Origin of the sequence: Kineosporia sp. R_H_3 (genome assembly GCF_002198675.1) — a bacterium.
GTDB lineage: Bacteria > Actinomycetota > Actinomycetes > Actinomycetales > Kineosporiaceae > R-H-3.
Map to the genome: position 1 here is coordinate 1 of NZ_MWLL01000114.1, position 14,792 is coordinate 14,792.

The window sequence follows — 14,792 nt, forward strand, 5'->3', positions numbered from 1 at the left end:
CCGCACCCGCTAGGTTCCCCACATGCCCCGCCCCCTCCGCATCGGCGTCCAGCTGCCCGAGGTCGAGCGCTTCGTCCCCTGGCCCGAGCTCATCGCGATGGCCCGCGCCGCGGAGGCCGTCGGGTTCGACTCGATCTGGCTCGGCGACCACCTGCTCTACGACCTGCCGGACGGGCAGACCCGTGGCCCGTGGGAGGTCTGGACGTCGCTCGCGGCGCTCGCGGCCGTCACCGAGCGGGTCACGCTCGGCCCGCTCGTGGCGTCGACGAGCTTCCATGCGCCGGCGATGCTCGCGAAGCAGGCGGCGACGGTCGACGCGATCTCGGGCGGCCGGCTCGTGCTCGGGCTCGGCGCGGGGTGGAACGAGCGGGAGTACCGGGCCTTCGGCTTCCCGTACGACTACCGGGTGTCGCGGTTCGAGGAGGCGTTCACGATCGTCCGTTCGCTCCTGCGCGAGGGGCGGGCCGACCTCGACGGCACGTACTACACGGTCGAGGACTGCGTGCTCGACCCGCGCCCCGTACGCCCGGGCGGGCCGCCGCTCATGCTCGGCTCGGTGCGGCCACGGATGCTCGGGATCGGGCTGCCGTACGTCGACTCCTGGAACGTCTGGTGGAGCGACTACGCGAACGACCCCGCGGAGTACGCCCGGCTCGTGGCCCGGGTCGACGAGGCCGCGGTCGCGGCGGGACGGCGCCCCGGCGAGGTCGAGGCGACGGCGGCGGTGCTCGTGCGGCTGCCCGGCGGTGGCGGCCGGCTCATGGGCGAGGCCTACAACCGGGACGTCGTCCCCGCGCAGGGCTCGCCCGAGCAGATCGCCGACCACCTGCGGGCGATGGCGGCGGCCGGGGCGGCCGAGGTGCAGCTCGTGCTCGACCCGATCACGCAGGAGACGGTCGAGCTGCTGGGGGAGACGCTGCGTCTCCTCGACGCCGGCTGACCCGCAGGGCGAGCACCGCGGCGGCGAGCCCGACGGCCACGGTCGCGACCGCGGCGCCGAGGATCGTCGGCCGTGCCCCGACGGCGACGACCACCGGGCCCGCGAGCACGGCGCCGAGCGGGACCGAGAACCCGAGGAAGGCGCTGCGCAGCGCGAGGACCCGGGGGAGCAGGGCCGGCGGGCTGAGCCGCTGGATGAGTCCCGTCGTCACCGCGAGGTAGGGCGCGTAGACGAACGCGCCGAGGGCGAACGCGGCGAGCGACACCGGGCGCGGCAGGCCGAGCCCGAGCGGGAGCAGGCAGAGCCCCCAGCCGACGACGATGCCGGTCGTCAGCGGCCACAGCGGCAGACGGCCCAGCCACCCGGCCGTGACCCCGCCGAGGACGGCGCCGACGCCGAACGCCACGACGTAGGCGGAGAGCACCGAGACCGGGGCGCCCAGCTCCTCGTGGACGTGCACGGGCAGCGCGACCTCGACCGGGCCGTAGAGCGCGAAGAAGACGAAGGTCAGGGCGAGCACGCCGGTCACCGCGGGCAGCCGTAGGACGGCACCGGCGCCGGTCGGGACCGGGCGCTCCCCGGGCGCCTGCGCGGGGGCGCCGTCGGGCGGCGGGACGAGCCGGCGGGCCGCGCGGTAGGCGACCGCGAGCGCGACGAAGGTCGCGGCGTCCACCGCGAAGGCGCTCACCGGGCCGGACGCCGCGATGAGGACGGCGGCGACGGCGGGGCCGACGAGGGTCCCCAGCTCGGTGACGGTCGACAGCAGGGCGTTGCCGGCGACCCGGTCGTCGTCCGGGAGCACCTGGGCGAGGAGCGTGTAGCGGGCGGCGCTGCCCCAGGGCCCGAGCAGCGACGCCACCCCGAGCAGCACGGCGAGCCCCCGGACGTCGAGGAGCCCGGCCGCCGCGAGCGCCGGGACGGCACCGAGCGCGACCGCGTGCAGGAGCGCGTCCGCGGTCCCGAGGGTGACGGCGGCGAGCCGGCCGAGCGGGCGCGAGCCGAGGAGGGCGACGACGAGGCCCGGCAGCACCGCGGACGCCGAGCAGACCGCGACCCAGGTCGCGCCACGGCCCGGGGGTGCGAGGTCGAGGGCGAGCCAGCTGAGGGCCACGATCCGCATCCCGTCGCCGACGGCGGACAGGGCCAGCCCGGGGAGCAGGCGGCGCAGCGCAGGGGATCGCAGGACGGCCGCGTAGGGGGACACCGCGAGCCGCATGACCACCCCTCGACAGCCGGATCTCTACAGAATGTACGTTCTGTAGAAGAGGTACAGTAGCCCCGTGGAGCAGGTGCCGGTGACCCAGGCCAGGGCGGAGCTCTCCGACCTCGTCAACCGCGTCGCGTACGGCGGCGAGCGCGTCGTCCTCAGCCGGCACGGCCGTGCGGTCGCCGCCATCGTCTCCGCCGCGGACCTGGAGCGGCTCGCCGCCCTCGACGAGCAGACGGCCGTCGACCGGCCGGCGCTGCTCGTCCTCGGCAGCCGGGCCGACAGCGGTCACCCGACGGCGGCCCCGCAGGTGCCCGGTCTCGCGCCGGCGGCCGAGTGGCCGTCCGACGCCGGGCCCGGTGGGCAGGGCGAACCGGGCGGCCCGCAGTACCGGTAGGGGTGGCTGCTGCCGCGGCCCCCGGGTCGGTGGCACGCTCTGCGGATGGTCCGTCGATCATGGCGCGCGACCCGCACCGCGCTCGGCTGCGTGGCGGCGGGCGCCGGCGTGCTCCTCGTCTCCGGCGGTCTGGGGACCGCGGTCGCCGCATGGAACGTCGCGACCTGGCAGGCCCCGGGCCCGCAGGAGGTCGCCGGCCGGTTGCTCACCCGGGGCGTCGCCACGGCCCTGGCCGCCCTCGCCGTCGGGCTGCTGCTCGCCGTCCCGCCGCTGCGGGCGCTGTGGCGCGAGGCCGGACGCCGCACCCGCCCCTGGACGGCCCGCGGCGGTCTCGTGGTGGCCGCGGCCGTCGTCCTGCTCCTCGGTGCCGCCCCCGTCGCAGGCGCGGCGGCCTCGCTGTGGCCGCCGCGCGGGCTCGTCACGGGGCCGTCGCCCGCGGCGCGCGGCCTCGCCGGCGCGGAGGTCACGTTCACGACGTCGGACGGCGTCCGGCTCGCCGCCTGGTACGCCCCGTCGGCGAACGGGGCCGCCGTCGTCCTCGTGCCCGGTTCGTTCGGCACCCGCAGCGGCGTCCTCGACCGGGCGGTCGTGCTGGCCCGGCACGGGTACGGCGTCCTCCTGCTCGACCCGCGCGGCAACGGTGCGAGCGGCGGCCGCGCCATGGGGTACGGCTGGTTCCTCGAACGCGACGTCGCGGCGGCCGTGGGCTTCGTGCTCGGCCGGCCCGACGTCCGGGACGGCCGGGTCGGTCTCCTCGGGGTGTCGCTCGGCGGCGAGGGGGCGCTCGGCACCGCGGGCACCGACCCGCGGGTGAGGGCGGTCGTCGCCGAGGGCGTGACGAACCGCGGGCCGGGCGACCTGGGGCCGTTGCGTACCGACGGGGTGCGCGGGCGCGTGGTCGCGGCCGGCTACGCGGTGATGTTCGCCGTCCTCGACCGGCTCTCCGACGCGCCGCGCCCGCCGTCGCTCGCGGCGTCGGTCGCCGCGACGGCGCCGCGGCCGGTGCTGCTCGTGGCCGGCGGCACGCAGCGGTGGGAGGTCCGGGCCGCGGACGACGTCCGCCGGCGGGCGCTCGCGGCCGCGCCGGACGCACGGGTCGAGGTGTGGGTCGTCCCGGACGGCGCGCACGCCGCCGCGCTCGCCGAGCAGCCGCGCGAGTGGGAGCGACGCGTCGTCGCACTGCTCGACACCGCGCTCGCACCGTGAGCCGGAGAGGTGAAGACCCGGCAGGTCCGGGTCAGCCCACGGCGACCCGGTGGCCGTGCTCCAGCTCGACGACCTCGCCGGACCCCAGCGCGCCGAGCGCGGCCCGCACCCTGCGGGTCATCGCGACCGGCAGCCGGTCGTCGAGGTCCGCCGGGTCGACCCACTCCCACGTGGAGAGCTCGTCGGCCGCGAGCGTGATCCGGTCGGTGTCGACCTGCCCGGAGGCGTAGAGGAACAGGACGGCGTCGTCCGGCAGCCGGGCGGGCGGCATCCAGTCGCAGACGAGGAGCCGGCCGACGGCCACGTCGAGGCCGAGCTCCTCGCGGCACTCGCGTGCGGCGGCCGCCCGGGGCGCCTCCCCGTTCTCGACGAGGCCGCCCGGCACCTCCCACGACGGCTTGTACGTCGGCTTCACGAGGAGCACCCGGCCCGCGGCGTCCGTGACGACGACGCCGGCGGCGACCCGCTTGCGCGGCAGGTCGAGGAACCACTGCGCCTGCGCGGCGTCCGGCTCGGGGTCGTCGAAGGTGTCCGGCCCGGAGGTCTGCGCGTCGCCCATGGTCGCCGATCGTCGCAGACGTGCGGGGATGCGCGGCCGGGCGGGTCTCGCGCAGACTGGACGCATGGAGTGGGGGCGCCCGTCCGTCGAGGACACGATCCGTGCCGCGATCGCCCGCGGCGAGTTCGACGACCTGCCCGGCAAGGGCAAGCCGTTGCGGCTCAGCGACGTGAACGACCCCGACTGGTGGGTCAAGGCCTACCTCAAGCGGGAGAACATCGACACGTCCGTGCTCGTCCACCCGACGATCGCGCTGCGCCGGGAGGCGGACACCTTCCCGGGCTCGCTCGTCGAGCTGACGACGCCGGACCAGGTGCGCGCCGTCCTCGCCGACTACAACCGCCGCGTCGTCGAGGAGTGGCGGCGGCCCGCGGTCGGCCCGACCGTCCCGGTCGCCGCGCGGCAGGTCGACGTCGAGGCGATGGTCGGCCGCTGGCAGGCGCTGCGGGACGAGCGGGCGGCCGCCGAGCGGGCCCGGCAGGCGGCCCCGGACGGGGCGGGGCCGGAGAAGGCCGACGACCGTGGCGGCCGAGAGGCGGCCCGGGCCGGGCGGCGGTCGTGGTGGCGCCGGCTGCTCGGACTGCGGTGACCGTCAGAGCGTGACGACGACGCCCTCGTCGGCCGCCCGGTAGAGCGCCTCGATCGTCCGGGCCTGGCCGAGCGCATCGGCCTCGCCGAGCAGCACGTTGGGCTCGCCGCGGATCGCCTTGTTCATCTCCTCGAGCTCGAGCCGGTACGAGCTCACCGTCTCGACCGGGACGTCGCGCGCGACGCCGTCCGGGCCCGTCAGCGTGACCCCGGGATCGGCGCAGTGCCACGGGTCACGGACCCGGATCGTGCCCGTCGTCCCGACGACCTCGAGGTGGCTGCGGTCGGGGACGTGGAACGCGGAGTCGACGTGCGCGACCGCACCGTCGGCGAACCGCAGCGTCGCGGCGAGGTGGGCGTCGACGCCGTGCGGGCCCGCGGTCGACTGCGCGGTCACCGAGACCGGCTCTCCGGCGAGGAGTCTCGCGGCGCTCACGCAGTAGCAGCCGACGTCCATGAGGGACCCGCCGTCGAGGTCCGGCCGGGTGCGGATGTCGCCGTCGAGCGGGCACGGCCAGCTGAAGGACGCGACGACGAGCCGCAGGTCGCCGATCGCGCCGTCCCGGACGAGCCCGGCGACCGCACGGGTCTGCGGGTTGTAGCGCCACATGAACGCCTCGGAGAGCACGAGGCCTGCCTCGCGGGCGGCGGCGAAGCCCTCGGCGACCTCGGCCGGGCGGCGGCTGTACGGCTTCTCGCAGAGCACGTGCTTGCCGGCCGCCAGCGCCGTGAGGGTCCACGGGTGGTGCAGCGAGTTGGGCAGCGGCACGTACACGGCCTCGACGTCGGGATCGGCGAGGAGGGCCTCGTACGAGCCGTACGAGCGCTCGATGCCCTTGGCGTCGGCGTACGCGCGTGCCCGGTCGCCGTCCCGGCTCGCGACGGCGAACACCTCGACCTCGGGGGACTGCGCCGCGCCGGCGAGCACCTTGTCGTTGATGAGCGCGGTCGACAGCACACCCCAGCGCACGGGTCGGGACACCCTGGCCTCCTCGTCCTGCAGCAGCGCGCCGGGCCCCCGGCGCGTCACGCGAAGCCTGGCACAGCAGGCGCGGCGGCGTCGGTCAAGGTTCGGCACCCGTCTGCCGACGGTTCACCCGGACGGCGGGCGCCTCGCCGACGCTGTCCGTACGACGGGCCGGACCACCCGCCCGCCACCGACCACCGGACGGCGTCCCCGCCGCTCCGCACCGCACCCGGAAAGGGGGACGCGTGGCCCTCGTCGTCCTCGCCGCGCACGCCTGCGCGGCATCACGCAGCATCGTCCACTCCCACCAGGACAGCTTCGGGCACGAGCTCGAGATCGTCGGGCACTCCGCCGTCGTCCCCGGTCGTCTCGACGTCATGTGCGCCTGCGGCTGGCGCGGGCTCATCCCCGCCCGGGACGTCGAGGGCGCCGAGCAGACGGCCGACCTCGCCTGCTCCGCCTGACCGGACCGCTCCTGCTCCGAACGGGTGACGTCCGTCGGAGGAGGTCAGGCACCACCGGTGGCACGGCCGACACCCCTGAGGAAGATCGTCAAGCACCTGGGGGTCACCCGTGTCCGGCAGCCGGCGCAGCGCCGCAGTCCCCGTCGTCCTCCGCCCGGTCGTCGCGGCGTCGAGCCGGCTGCGCACGAGCGCCCGGCTCGCCGTGCTCGTCCTGGTGCTCCTCGTCCCCGGCGTCGGTGCGACATGGGCGTACTCGTCGGCGGTGGGCGGCCAGATCGCGTTCTCGACGGCCGAGGAGTCCGGCGTCCGGGTGCTGCGGCCGGTGCTCGCGGCGGCGGCGGACGCCGTCGCCGGGCGCACCGTCGACGTCGCTGCGATCGAGCGGGCGGCCGCCGGCGAGCCCGGCCTCGACCTCGCGACCCAGCTCGACGCCGTCCGGACCGCGGCGGGCGCCGCCGGTGCCACCGACCCGCAGGGACGGGCCGCGGTCGTCGGGTCGCTCGCGGACCTCGTGACCCAGGTCGGCAACACCTCGAACCTCATCCTCGACCCCGACCTCGACTCCTTCTACGTCATGGACGCCCTCGTCGTGCAGGTGCCGAAGGTGCTCGTGGCCGCTGCCGCCGCGGCCGCCCCCGGCGAGGCCGCCGGCGGCGACGACCTCGTCGCCGCCCAGGCCGTCCGGGCCGGGACCGTCTCCGGGGCCGCCGCCGCGCTGCGCGGCGACGTCACGACGGCGACCGAGCAGACGAAGGACCCGGCCCTCGCCGACCGGCTCGCCGGCCTCGTGGCGCTCGCCGACGCGGCGGACGCGTACGCGGGCACCGTCACCGGCGCCCTGACGAAGACCTCGGGGTTCGACCCCGCCCCCGCCGCCGACGCCGCCGCGGCCGCCGTCGGGCCGGCCGCCGACGGCCTCCAGGCGCTCCTCGGCACCCGCATCGACGGGTTCGCCGCCGACCGCACCCGCACCCTCGCCCTCACCGCGGCCGGCCTGCTCGCCGCGGCCTGGTTCGCGGCGGGCGTCTGGTGGCGGACGTCGTCCGACGTCGACCGCGCCCTGGCCGCCGTCACCGCGCTCGCCGAGGGGGACCGCACCGAGCACCCGCTGCCGGCCGGCCGCGACGAGCTCGGGGACCTCGGCCGGGCCGTCGCGACGACCCGGCAGCGGCTCGCCGAGCAGTCCGACGAGCTCGCCGCCGCCCAGACCGCGCGCGAGGAGGAGCTGCGGCACCGGATGGAGTCCCAGAGCGCCGCCGAGCGGCAGGTCCGCGACCGGGCGCAGGACATCATCGACGAGACCGCGACGTCGGTCTCCGAGGAGCTGCGCAGCGTCGTCGAGCAGGTCTCCGCCGTCCGCGCGGCCGCCGCGACCATCGACCGGAGCGTGTCGTCGACGGACGTCGTCACACGGGAGGTCGTGCGCCGCGCCGATCTCGCGCAGCAGGTCGTCGGCGACCTCGGCGACTCCCTCCGCGAGGTCGGCCGGATGGCCGACCTCATCGCCGGCGTCGCCGACCAGACCCGGCTCCTCGCCCTCAACGCGACGATCGAGGCCGCCCGCGCCGGCAGCGCCGGCCGCGGGTTCAGCGTCGTCGCGAACGAGGTCAAGGAGCTCGCCGCGACGACCGGCCGCTCGACCGTCGAGATCACCGCGACCGTGGGGCGGCTGCGCGAGCAGGCCGAGGGGATGGCGCACGCGATCCGCGAGATGGGCCAGGGCATCGGCAGCGTCGACGAGGCCACCGCGGTGCTCTCGAGCGTCGCGGCCGACCAGCACCACGTCGTCGGCATGCTCGACACGACGATCTCCGCGGCGATCGAACGCGTCGAGTCGATGTCGAGCCTCACCGACCGGCTCGAACGGCGCCGCCAGCGCCGGGTCCGCGTCGAGGGCGAGGTGACCCTCGTGCACCGCGGCCGGGACGTCACCGTCCGCCTGCTCGACCTCGCCGAGGGCGGCGTCCGCTGCTACATCGCCCCGCCGGAGCGGCTCGACCACGGTGACCGGGTCGTCTTCGAGGGCTCCCTCGACGGCCGGCGGCTCCGCCTCGACGCGACCGTCGCGCACCGCACCCCGGTCGGGGACGCCGACGAGGTCGGCCTGCAGTTCGTCGGGGCCCCGGCGGAGGTCACCGCCCACCTGCGCGCCGCCGTCGAGCGGCTGAGCGGGGCGGGTGCGGTCGTCGTCGCCTGACGACGCCCGGGCGGCGGCTACCCTGGCGCCCATGACCGGGCGCGCGGACCTCGATGCTGCCGCCGGCGCGGCTGCCGCGCCGGCGACGCCGGTGCTGCCGCGTGGGCTGGTCGTCGTCCTCGGTGCCGCCGGCACGATCGTCGCCGTCGAGGGCATGCGCAGCCTGGCCTGGATGCTCGGGCCGGTCTTCCTCGCGCTCATGCTCGTCGTGGCCGTGTCGCCGGTCCAGGAGGCGATGAAGGCGCGCCGGCTGCCCGGCTGGCTCTCGACGATCACCGTGCTCCTGCTCGTCTACGCCGTGCTCGTCGGCCTCGTCGTCATCCTCGTCGTCTCGCTGGCCCGGTTCGCCACCGTGCTGCCGCAGTACAGCGACGCGGCCCAGAAGCAGCTCACCGCGGTCACGGACCTGCTCGCCAAGTACGGCGTCGGCCAGGACCAGATCAACGGCATCGTCGACCAGATCGACCTCGGCAAGGTCGCCGGCGTCGTCTCGACCGTGCTGTCGAGCCTGTCGAGCCTGGCGACGACGCTCTTCTTCCTGCTCGCTCTGCTCTTCTTCATGGGTCTGGACGCCGCCGGCTTCGGGGCGCGGGTGGCGGCGGTCGCCCCGCTGCGGCCCGGGGTCGCGCACGCCCTCGGGGCGTTCGCGAGCGGCACCCGCCGCTACCTCGTCGTGTCGAGCGTGTTCGGGCTGATCTGCGCGGTGCTCGACTCCGCGGTCCTCGCCTGGATCGGCGTCCCGCTGCCGATCCTGTGGGGCGTCCTGTCGTTCATCACGAACTACATCCCCAACATCGGGTTCGTCGTCGGGCTCGTCCCGCCGGCGCTGCTCGGCCTGCTCGACGGCGGGGTGCAGGAGATGCTCCTCGTCGTCGTCGCGTACAGCGCGATCAACGTCGTCATCCAGACGATCATCCAGCCGAAGTTCGTCGGGGACGTCGTGGGGCTCTCGACGACCGTGACGTTCCTCGCGACCGCGTTCTGGGCCTGGGTGCTCGGGCCGCTCGGGGCCCTGCTCGCGATCCCGCTGACGCTGCTCGCGAAGGCGCTGCTCGTCGACGTCGACCCGGGCGCGCGGTGGCTGAACATCCTCATCGGGTCCGACGGGAGCACCGGCGGCCCGTACGACGCGGTCGGCGCCGCCGCGGCGCCGGAGGGGACGGCGTCCCCGGGCACGACGCCCGACGACGCCGCGAGCCCGGACGACGCGGCGGTCGGCGACGCACCGGCCGGCGGCGTGGCTGCCGGCGGTCCGGCGACCGGCGGTCCGGCACCGGCTCCCGCGGGCTGAACCGGTGCCCCAGCTCAAGCCCAGCTGGCAGCTCTCGCTGACCACGGCCCTCGTCCTGCTCGCGGTGCTCCTCGTGTGCCGGCTCGTCCGCAACCGCTGGACCGACGTCGTCGCCGCCTTCGCGCAGCAGTTCGCCGTCGTCATGGCGCTCCTCGCGCTGTGGCAGCGGGTGGGCGGGCTCGTGCACACCCGCAAGGACGGCGCGATGGAGCGCGGGCGTGCCGTCTACGCGCTCCAGGGCCGGCTGCACCTGCCGGACGAGGTCACGCTCCAGGCGGCCGTCCTCCCGCACCCGCAGGTGGTCTGGTTCTTCGACACCTACTACGCCTACGCCCACCTCAACGGGATGGCGCTGTTCCTCGTGTGGCTGTGGTGGCGGCACCGGGAGTGGTTCGCCCGCGTCCGGACGTCGGTCGTCCTCCTCACGCTCACGTGCCTGCTCGTCCAGATCGTGCCCGTCGCGCCGCCGCGGCTGCTGCCCGCCCTCGGCTTCGTCGACACGGCGATGGTCAACGGGCGCTCGGTCTACGGCACGTTCGACGCGGGCCTGGCGAACCAGCTGTCGGCGATGCCGTCCGTGCACGTCGGCTGGGCCGTCGTCGTCGGCTGGTACGTCTGGTGGGCGAGCCCGAGCCGGTGGCGGTTCGTCGGTCCGCTGCACACCGTCCTCACCGTGCTCGCGGTGACGCTCACGGCCAACCACTGGTGGCTCGACGGGATCGTCGCCACAGGGATCTTCGCGCTCGTCGTCCCGGTCGGCGCCGTCCTGCACCGGCTCGCGGCGCTGGTGCAGGAGAAGGCCCGGCGAACGGACGACGACGTCGCGGCGTCGGCTCGTGAGACCGCCCCCGTGCAGGCCTGAGCGGGGCGGATGATGACGGCCGGGGGGCAGCTCACGGGTCGGCGGCACAGGGAGGGTCCGGTGCAGCGCTGGACGACGCCGCGCGTCGTGGCGCTCTGCGCGGCCGTCGCGGCGGTCGTCTCGCTGACCACGACGCTCGTCGTCCTGCGCGTCACGGCGGACGACGCGGTGGCACTGCCCGCCGTCGGCGTCCCGACCGGGGTCACGAGCCCCGTCACCGCCGCGTCCGGTGCCGGGCTCGACCTGCCGGCGCTCTTCGGGCAGGTCTCGGACGGCGTCGTGCGGATCGAGACCACCGCGTGCGTCCTCGGCGGTGCCGGCACCGGCTTCCTCGTCGCCCCCGACCTCGTCGTCACCGCCGCGCACGTCGTCGAGGGGGCGCACGCGATCCTCCTGCGCCGCGACGACGGCACCGAGGCCGAGGCGCGGGTCGTCGGGCTCGACAGCGTGCACGACGTCGCGCTCGTCCGGTCCTCCAGGCGGCTCGACGGGCACGTGTTCCGGTTCGCGGCCGCCGAGCCCGCGGTGGGGTCGGACGTCGCCGCGCTCGGCTACCCGCTCGACGGCCCGCTCGTGCCGGTGCGCCGCACGGTGACCGGCACCGGCCAGAGCCTCGACGTCTCGGGGCCCGCGGCGTCCGCCGGCCCCGACCAGGTGGTCCGGGACCTCATCCGGGTCGACGGCGGGTTCGAGGGCGGCGACAGCGGCGGCCCGCTGCTCGCCGCCGACGGGGCGGTCGTCGGTTTCGTCGAGGGCCGCTCCCTCGCCGACAAGAACACGGGCTACGCCGTGAGCGCCCTGCAGGCCGCGCCCCTCGTCGCCCGCTGGCGCCGGCTCACGACGACGGTCGACGTCGCCGACGTCTGCGACGCCCCGGTCGGCCCGCCGCAGTCACGGGTCGTCGTCCGGGACGCGAGCGGCCCCGGCCCCGGGGCCGTCGTCGCCGACTTCTACGGCACCTACGCCTCCGCGATCAACAGCGGCCGCTACGCCGAGGCGTGGGGGCTGCTCACGGCGAACGCCCGCGCCGGGCAGACCCTCGAGCAGTGGTCGGCCGCCGAGCGGTCGAGCCAGATCTTCGACGTCGCCGTCCGGCAGGTCTCGGTCGTCGCGCCCGGGGCGGACCCGACGACGGCCGCGGCGTCGCCCTCGCCCCCGGCGGCCGCGTCCTCCCCGCCCCGGACACCCGGCGCGACGACGTCCCCCGTCACCCCGGCCCCGCCGGTGGTCACGCCGGGGGAGGGCGGCGCGCTGCGCGCGGTCGTCGACTTCAGCAGCACCCAGGAGGACCGGCTCGGGCCCGGCGGCCAGACCTGCTCGCGGTGGCGGGTGACCTACACCCTCCTGCGCGCGGACGGGCAGTGGCGGATCGACCGGACGCTGCTCGCCCAGGGGTACCCGCAGCCCTGCTGAGCGGGTCACCCAATGTCCCGTTCCGCCACCGGTATCTGACAATTCCGTGACAGAGTGCTACCTTTCATGCACTCTTCGCTAGGGAGATCGGGTGTCGCGGACGGATCAGAGCGACGCGGTCAGCGTGCTGCGCCGCGCCGTGCCGATCGACCGCGCCCGCCGGATGGCCGACCTCGGCGACCGGTTCGCCGCCGTCGCCGACTCCGCCGACACCGTCCCGGCCGTCCTCGCGCGGGCCGCCGCCGACCTGCCCGCGGAGCTCGGTGTCGTGTGGACCTGGCCGGACGGCGACGCCTCCCCGCACGTCAGCGTCGCCCACCACGACGACCCGCTGCGGGCCGCCGCGGTCACCGCGCTCCTGCGGCGCGCGCCGCAGGACCGGTTCGCCGGCACCGTGCAGGCCCTCGCGCGGCACGTCACCGGCACCGGCCGGCCCGTCGTCGTCAGCGACGCCGAGGCGCTCCCGGGTGCCTTCGCCACGACCCTGCGCGAGCACCTCGTCGGGTCCGCGGCGGTCGTGCCGGTCTGGGGCCGGCGGTCGCCGGTGGGGGCGCTCGCCGTGACCCGCGGGCCCGGCGAACCGCCGTTCTCCGGCGAGGACGTCGACGTGGCGCTCGTCCTCGGGCGGCGCGCCGGGACGACGCTCGAGACCGCGCTGCTCCTGGCCCAGGTCCGCCGGCAGGCGGCGCTCATGGACGCCGTGAGCGACGCCGTCGTCGCCGTCGACCGGGCGGGCCGGGTCACCGCCTGGAACGCCGCGGCGGCGAGGATCTACGGGATCGCCGCCGGCGACGCGATCGGCCGCCCGCTCGCCGACCTCGTCGTCGCCGAGCACCCCGGGGGCACCCCGGCGGACGTCGGCGACGAGGTGCTGCGGACGGGTGCCTGGGCCGGCCGGCTCCTCGTGCGGTCGGCGTCCGGCCTCGTCGTCGAGGTCGACAGCAGCGTCACGGCGACCCGCGACTCCCGGGGCGGCGTCGACGGCATGGTCGCCGTCGACCGCGACCTCACCGAGGTCCTCGCGGCCCGGTCCGCGGCCTCGGCGCAGGCCCGGTTCACCCGCGACCTCATGGACGCCCTCGACAGCCGCGCGGCCGTCGTCGACCCCGCGGGCGTCGTCCTCGCCGCCAACACCCGGTGGGTCGCCGGCACCGGTGAGCGCGACCACTGCGTGTGCGGTCCCGTCGCCGAGGGCTCGGACTGGGTCGCCGCGCTGCGCCGCAGCCGGCTCGCCGACGTCTCGCGCTTCGCCGTCGAGGTCGAGGAGGTGCTCCGGGGCGCCCGCGCCGTCGCGCGCCTGGAGTGCCGCTGCTTCGAGAGCGGCCCGGAGCGGGCCACCGCCATCGAGGTGACCGGCCTGCAGGAGACCGGCGGAGCGCTCGTCGTCCAGTCCGACGTCTCCTGGCGCCGCCGCCTCCAGGACGAGATGAGCCACCGGGCCACCCACGACGAGCTCACCGGGCTGCCCAACCGCGCGGCCCTCATCGAACGGCTCGGCGCCAGCGTCGAGCGCCTCGACGGCGACCGGATGCTCGCCGTCCTCTTCTGCGACCTCGACGGCTTCAAGGACATCAACGACGGGCTCGGGCACTCCGTCGGCGACCAGGTGCTCGTCGCGGTCGCGCGCCGGCTGCGGCAGCGCTGCCGGCAGGCGGACGTCGTCGCGCGCTTCGGCGGGGACGAGTTCGTCGTCGTCATCCCGGTCCCGGACGTCGGCCGCGCCCGGGCGACGGCCGAGCGGCTCGTCGAGGCGCTGTCCGAGCCGATCACCGTCGGCGACGCCGAGGTCGCGCCCGGGGCGAGCATCGGCGTCACCGTCGTCGACCGCCGCCCGCCCGGCGACGACCCCGTCGGGACCCTCCTGCGGGACGCCGACACCGCGATGTACCACGCCAAGGAGCGCGGCCGCGGCCGGCACGAGCTCTTCGACGCCCGGCTGCGGGTCGACATCTCCTCGCGGCTCGAGTACGCCAGTGCGCTGCGCCGGGCGATCGGCAACGGCGAGATGTCGATGCGCTACCAGGCGCGCCGCTACTGCGGGGACCGGCGCCTGGCCGGCGTCGAGGCGCTGCTGCGCTGGACGCACCCGGCCTTCGGCGCCGTCCCGCCCGACGTCTTCGTGCCCATCGCCGAGCGCACCGGCCGGATCGTCGAGGTCGGCGGCTGGGCGCTGCAGCAGGCGCTCGCGGAGGTGGCCCTCGTCGACGACCGCCGGGTCACCGTCTCGGTGAACGTGTCGCCGCGCCAGCTCTCGGCGCCGCGCTTCGTCGAGAAGGTGGACGGCGCCCTGGCGGCGAGCGGGCTCGAGCCGTGGCGCGTCGTCCTGGAGATCACCGAGGGCGCCCTCGTCGACGACCCCGCCCAGGCCCGCAGCGTGCTCACCGACCTGCGCCGGCTCGGGGTGTCCGTCGCGCTCGACGACTTCGGCACCGGCTGGTCGTCGCTGTCGTACCTGCGGACGCTGCCCGTGGACATCATCAAGATCGACCGGTCCTTCGTCGCGGACATGCCGCGCGACCCCGACGCGTGCGCCGTCGTCTCGGCGGTCCTCGGTCTCGGCCACGGCATGGGGCTGGTCGTCGTCGCCGAGGGCGTCGAGCGCGAGGATCAGCTCGACGCCCTGCGCGAGATGGGCTGCGACGAGTACCAGGGCTTCATCGACGGCCACCCCGCCCGCCTGCACGACCTGCTGCCGCCCCCG

General features: G+C 76.4%; 13 protein-coding genes. 10 read left to right on the top strand and 3 right to left on the bottom strand.

All coding sequences use genetic code 11. The features are described from left to right. Positions 1–22 precede the first annotated feature (22 nt). Positions 23–940 (top strand): LLM class flavin-dependent oxidoreductase, encoded by a 918-nt coding sequence (locus ECOMGDLI_RS11000; RefSeq protein WP_088316882.1) that lies wholly within the window; start codon positions 23–25, stop codon positions 938–940. On the opposite strand, the gene ECOMGDLI_RS11005 is transcribed toward ECOMGDLI_RS11000, so the two are convergent. Further along, positions 882–2,156 (bottom strand): MFS transporter, encoded by a 1,275-nt coding sequence (locus ECOMGDLI_RS11005; protein WP_143447647.1) that lies wholly within the window; start codon positions 2,154–2,156, stop codon positions 882–884. The two genes, ECOMGDLI_RS11000 and ECOMGDLI_RS11005, sit on opposite strands and share 59 nt — an antisense overlap. 64 nt (positions 2,157–2,220) lie before the next feature. Between ECOMGDLI_RS11005 and ECOMGDLI_RS11010 the strand changes: the two genes are divergently transcribed. Next, positions 2,221–2,544 (top strand): type II toxin-antitoxin system Phd/YefM family antitoxin, encoded by a 324-nt coding sequence (locus ECOMGDLI_RS11010; RefSeq protein WP_198954762.1) that lies wholly within the window; start codon positions 2,221–2,223, stop codon positions 2,542–2,544. A 45-nt stretch (positions 2,545–2,589) separates the two neighbouring features. Continuing rightward, positions 2,590–3,750, top strand: coding sequence for an alpha/beta hydrolase (locus ECOMGDLI_RS11015; protein WP_143447648.1), 1,161 nt, complete (start codon positions 2,590–2,592; stop codon positions 3,748–3,750). Positions 3,751–3,781: 31 nt separating this feature from the next. Here ECOMGDLI_RS11015 and ECOMGDLI_RS11020 read toward each other — a convergent pair whose 3' ends face one another. Next, positions 3,782–4,309, bottom strand: coding sequence for an NUDIX domain-containing protein (locus tag ECOMGDLI_RS11020; protein ID WP_088316885.1), 528 nt, complete (start codon positions 4,307–4,309; stop codon positions 3,782–3,784). A gap of 64 nt (positions 4,310–4,373) precedes the next feature. Here ECOMGDLI_RS11020 and ECOMGDLI_RS11025 point away from each other — a divergent pair, with 64 nt between their 5' ends. Then, positions 4,374–4,898, top strand: coding sequence for a DUF1992 domain-containing protein (locus ECOMGDLI_RS11025; protein WP_088316886.1), 525 nt, complete (start codon positions 4,374–4,376; stop codon positions 4,896–4,898). A gap of 3 nt (positions 4,899–4,901) precedes the next feature. On the opposite strand, the gene ECOMGDLI_RS11030 is transcribed toward ECOMGDLI_RS11025, so the two are convergent. Beyond that, positions 4,902–5,879, bottom strand: a complete 978-nt coding sequence (locus ECOMGDLI_RS11030; RefSeq protein WP_158220973.1) for a Gfo/Idh/MocA family protein — start codon at positions 5,877–5,879, stop codon at positions 4,902–4,904. 230 nt (positions 5,880–6,109) lie between these two features. On the opposite strand from ECOMGDLI_RS11030, the gene ECOMGDLI_RS11035 reads away from it, so the two are divergent. From ECOMGDLI_RS11035 to ECOMGDLI_RS11060, 6 genes are all read left to right on the top strand, one after another. Next, positions 6,110–6,328 (top strand): hypothetical protein, encoded by a 219-nt coding sequence (locus ECOMGDLI_RS11035; RefSeq protein ID WP_088316888.1) that lies wholly within the window; start codon positions 6,110–6,112, stop codon positions 6,326–6,328. A 109-nt stretch (positions 6,329–6,437) separates the two neighbouring features. Beyond that, on the top strand, positions 6,438–8,525 hold the full coding sequence (locus tag ECOMGDLI_RS11040; protein WP_088316889.1) for a methyl-accepting chemotaxis protein: 2,088 nt from the start codon (positions 6,438–6,440) through the stop codon (positions 8,523–8,525). 31 nt (positions 8,526–8,556) lie between these two features. Continuing rightward, entirely contained in the window at positions 8,557–9,816 is a 1,260-nt protein-coding gene (locus tag ECOMGDLI_RS11045) for an AI-2E family transporter (protein WP_088316890.1), read from the top strand. 4 nt (positions 9,817–9,820) lie between these two features. Further along, positions 9,821–10,678 carry a phosphatase PAP2 family protein gene (locus ECOMGDLI_RS11050; protein ID WP_088316891.1) on the top strand — a complete coding sequence of 286 codons (858 nt, stop codon included), beginning with the start codon at positions 9,821–9,823 and terminating at the stop codon, positions 10,676–10,678. Positions 10,679–10,738: 60 nt separating this feature from the next. After that, a complete protein-coding gene (locus tag ECOMGDLI_RS11055; protein ID WP_158220974.1) occupies positions 10,739–12,091 on the top strand; it encodes a trypsin-like peptidase domain-containing protein in 1,353 nt (450 codons plus the stop codon). A gap of 91 nt (positions 12,092–12,182) precedes the next feature. Beyond that, positions 12,183–14,792: EAL domain-containing protein (locus tag ECOMGDLI_RS11060; RefSeq protein ID WP_088316893.1), on the top strand; the 2,610-nt coding region annotated here is incomplete at its 3' end.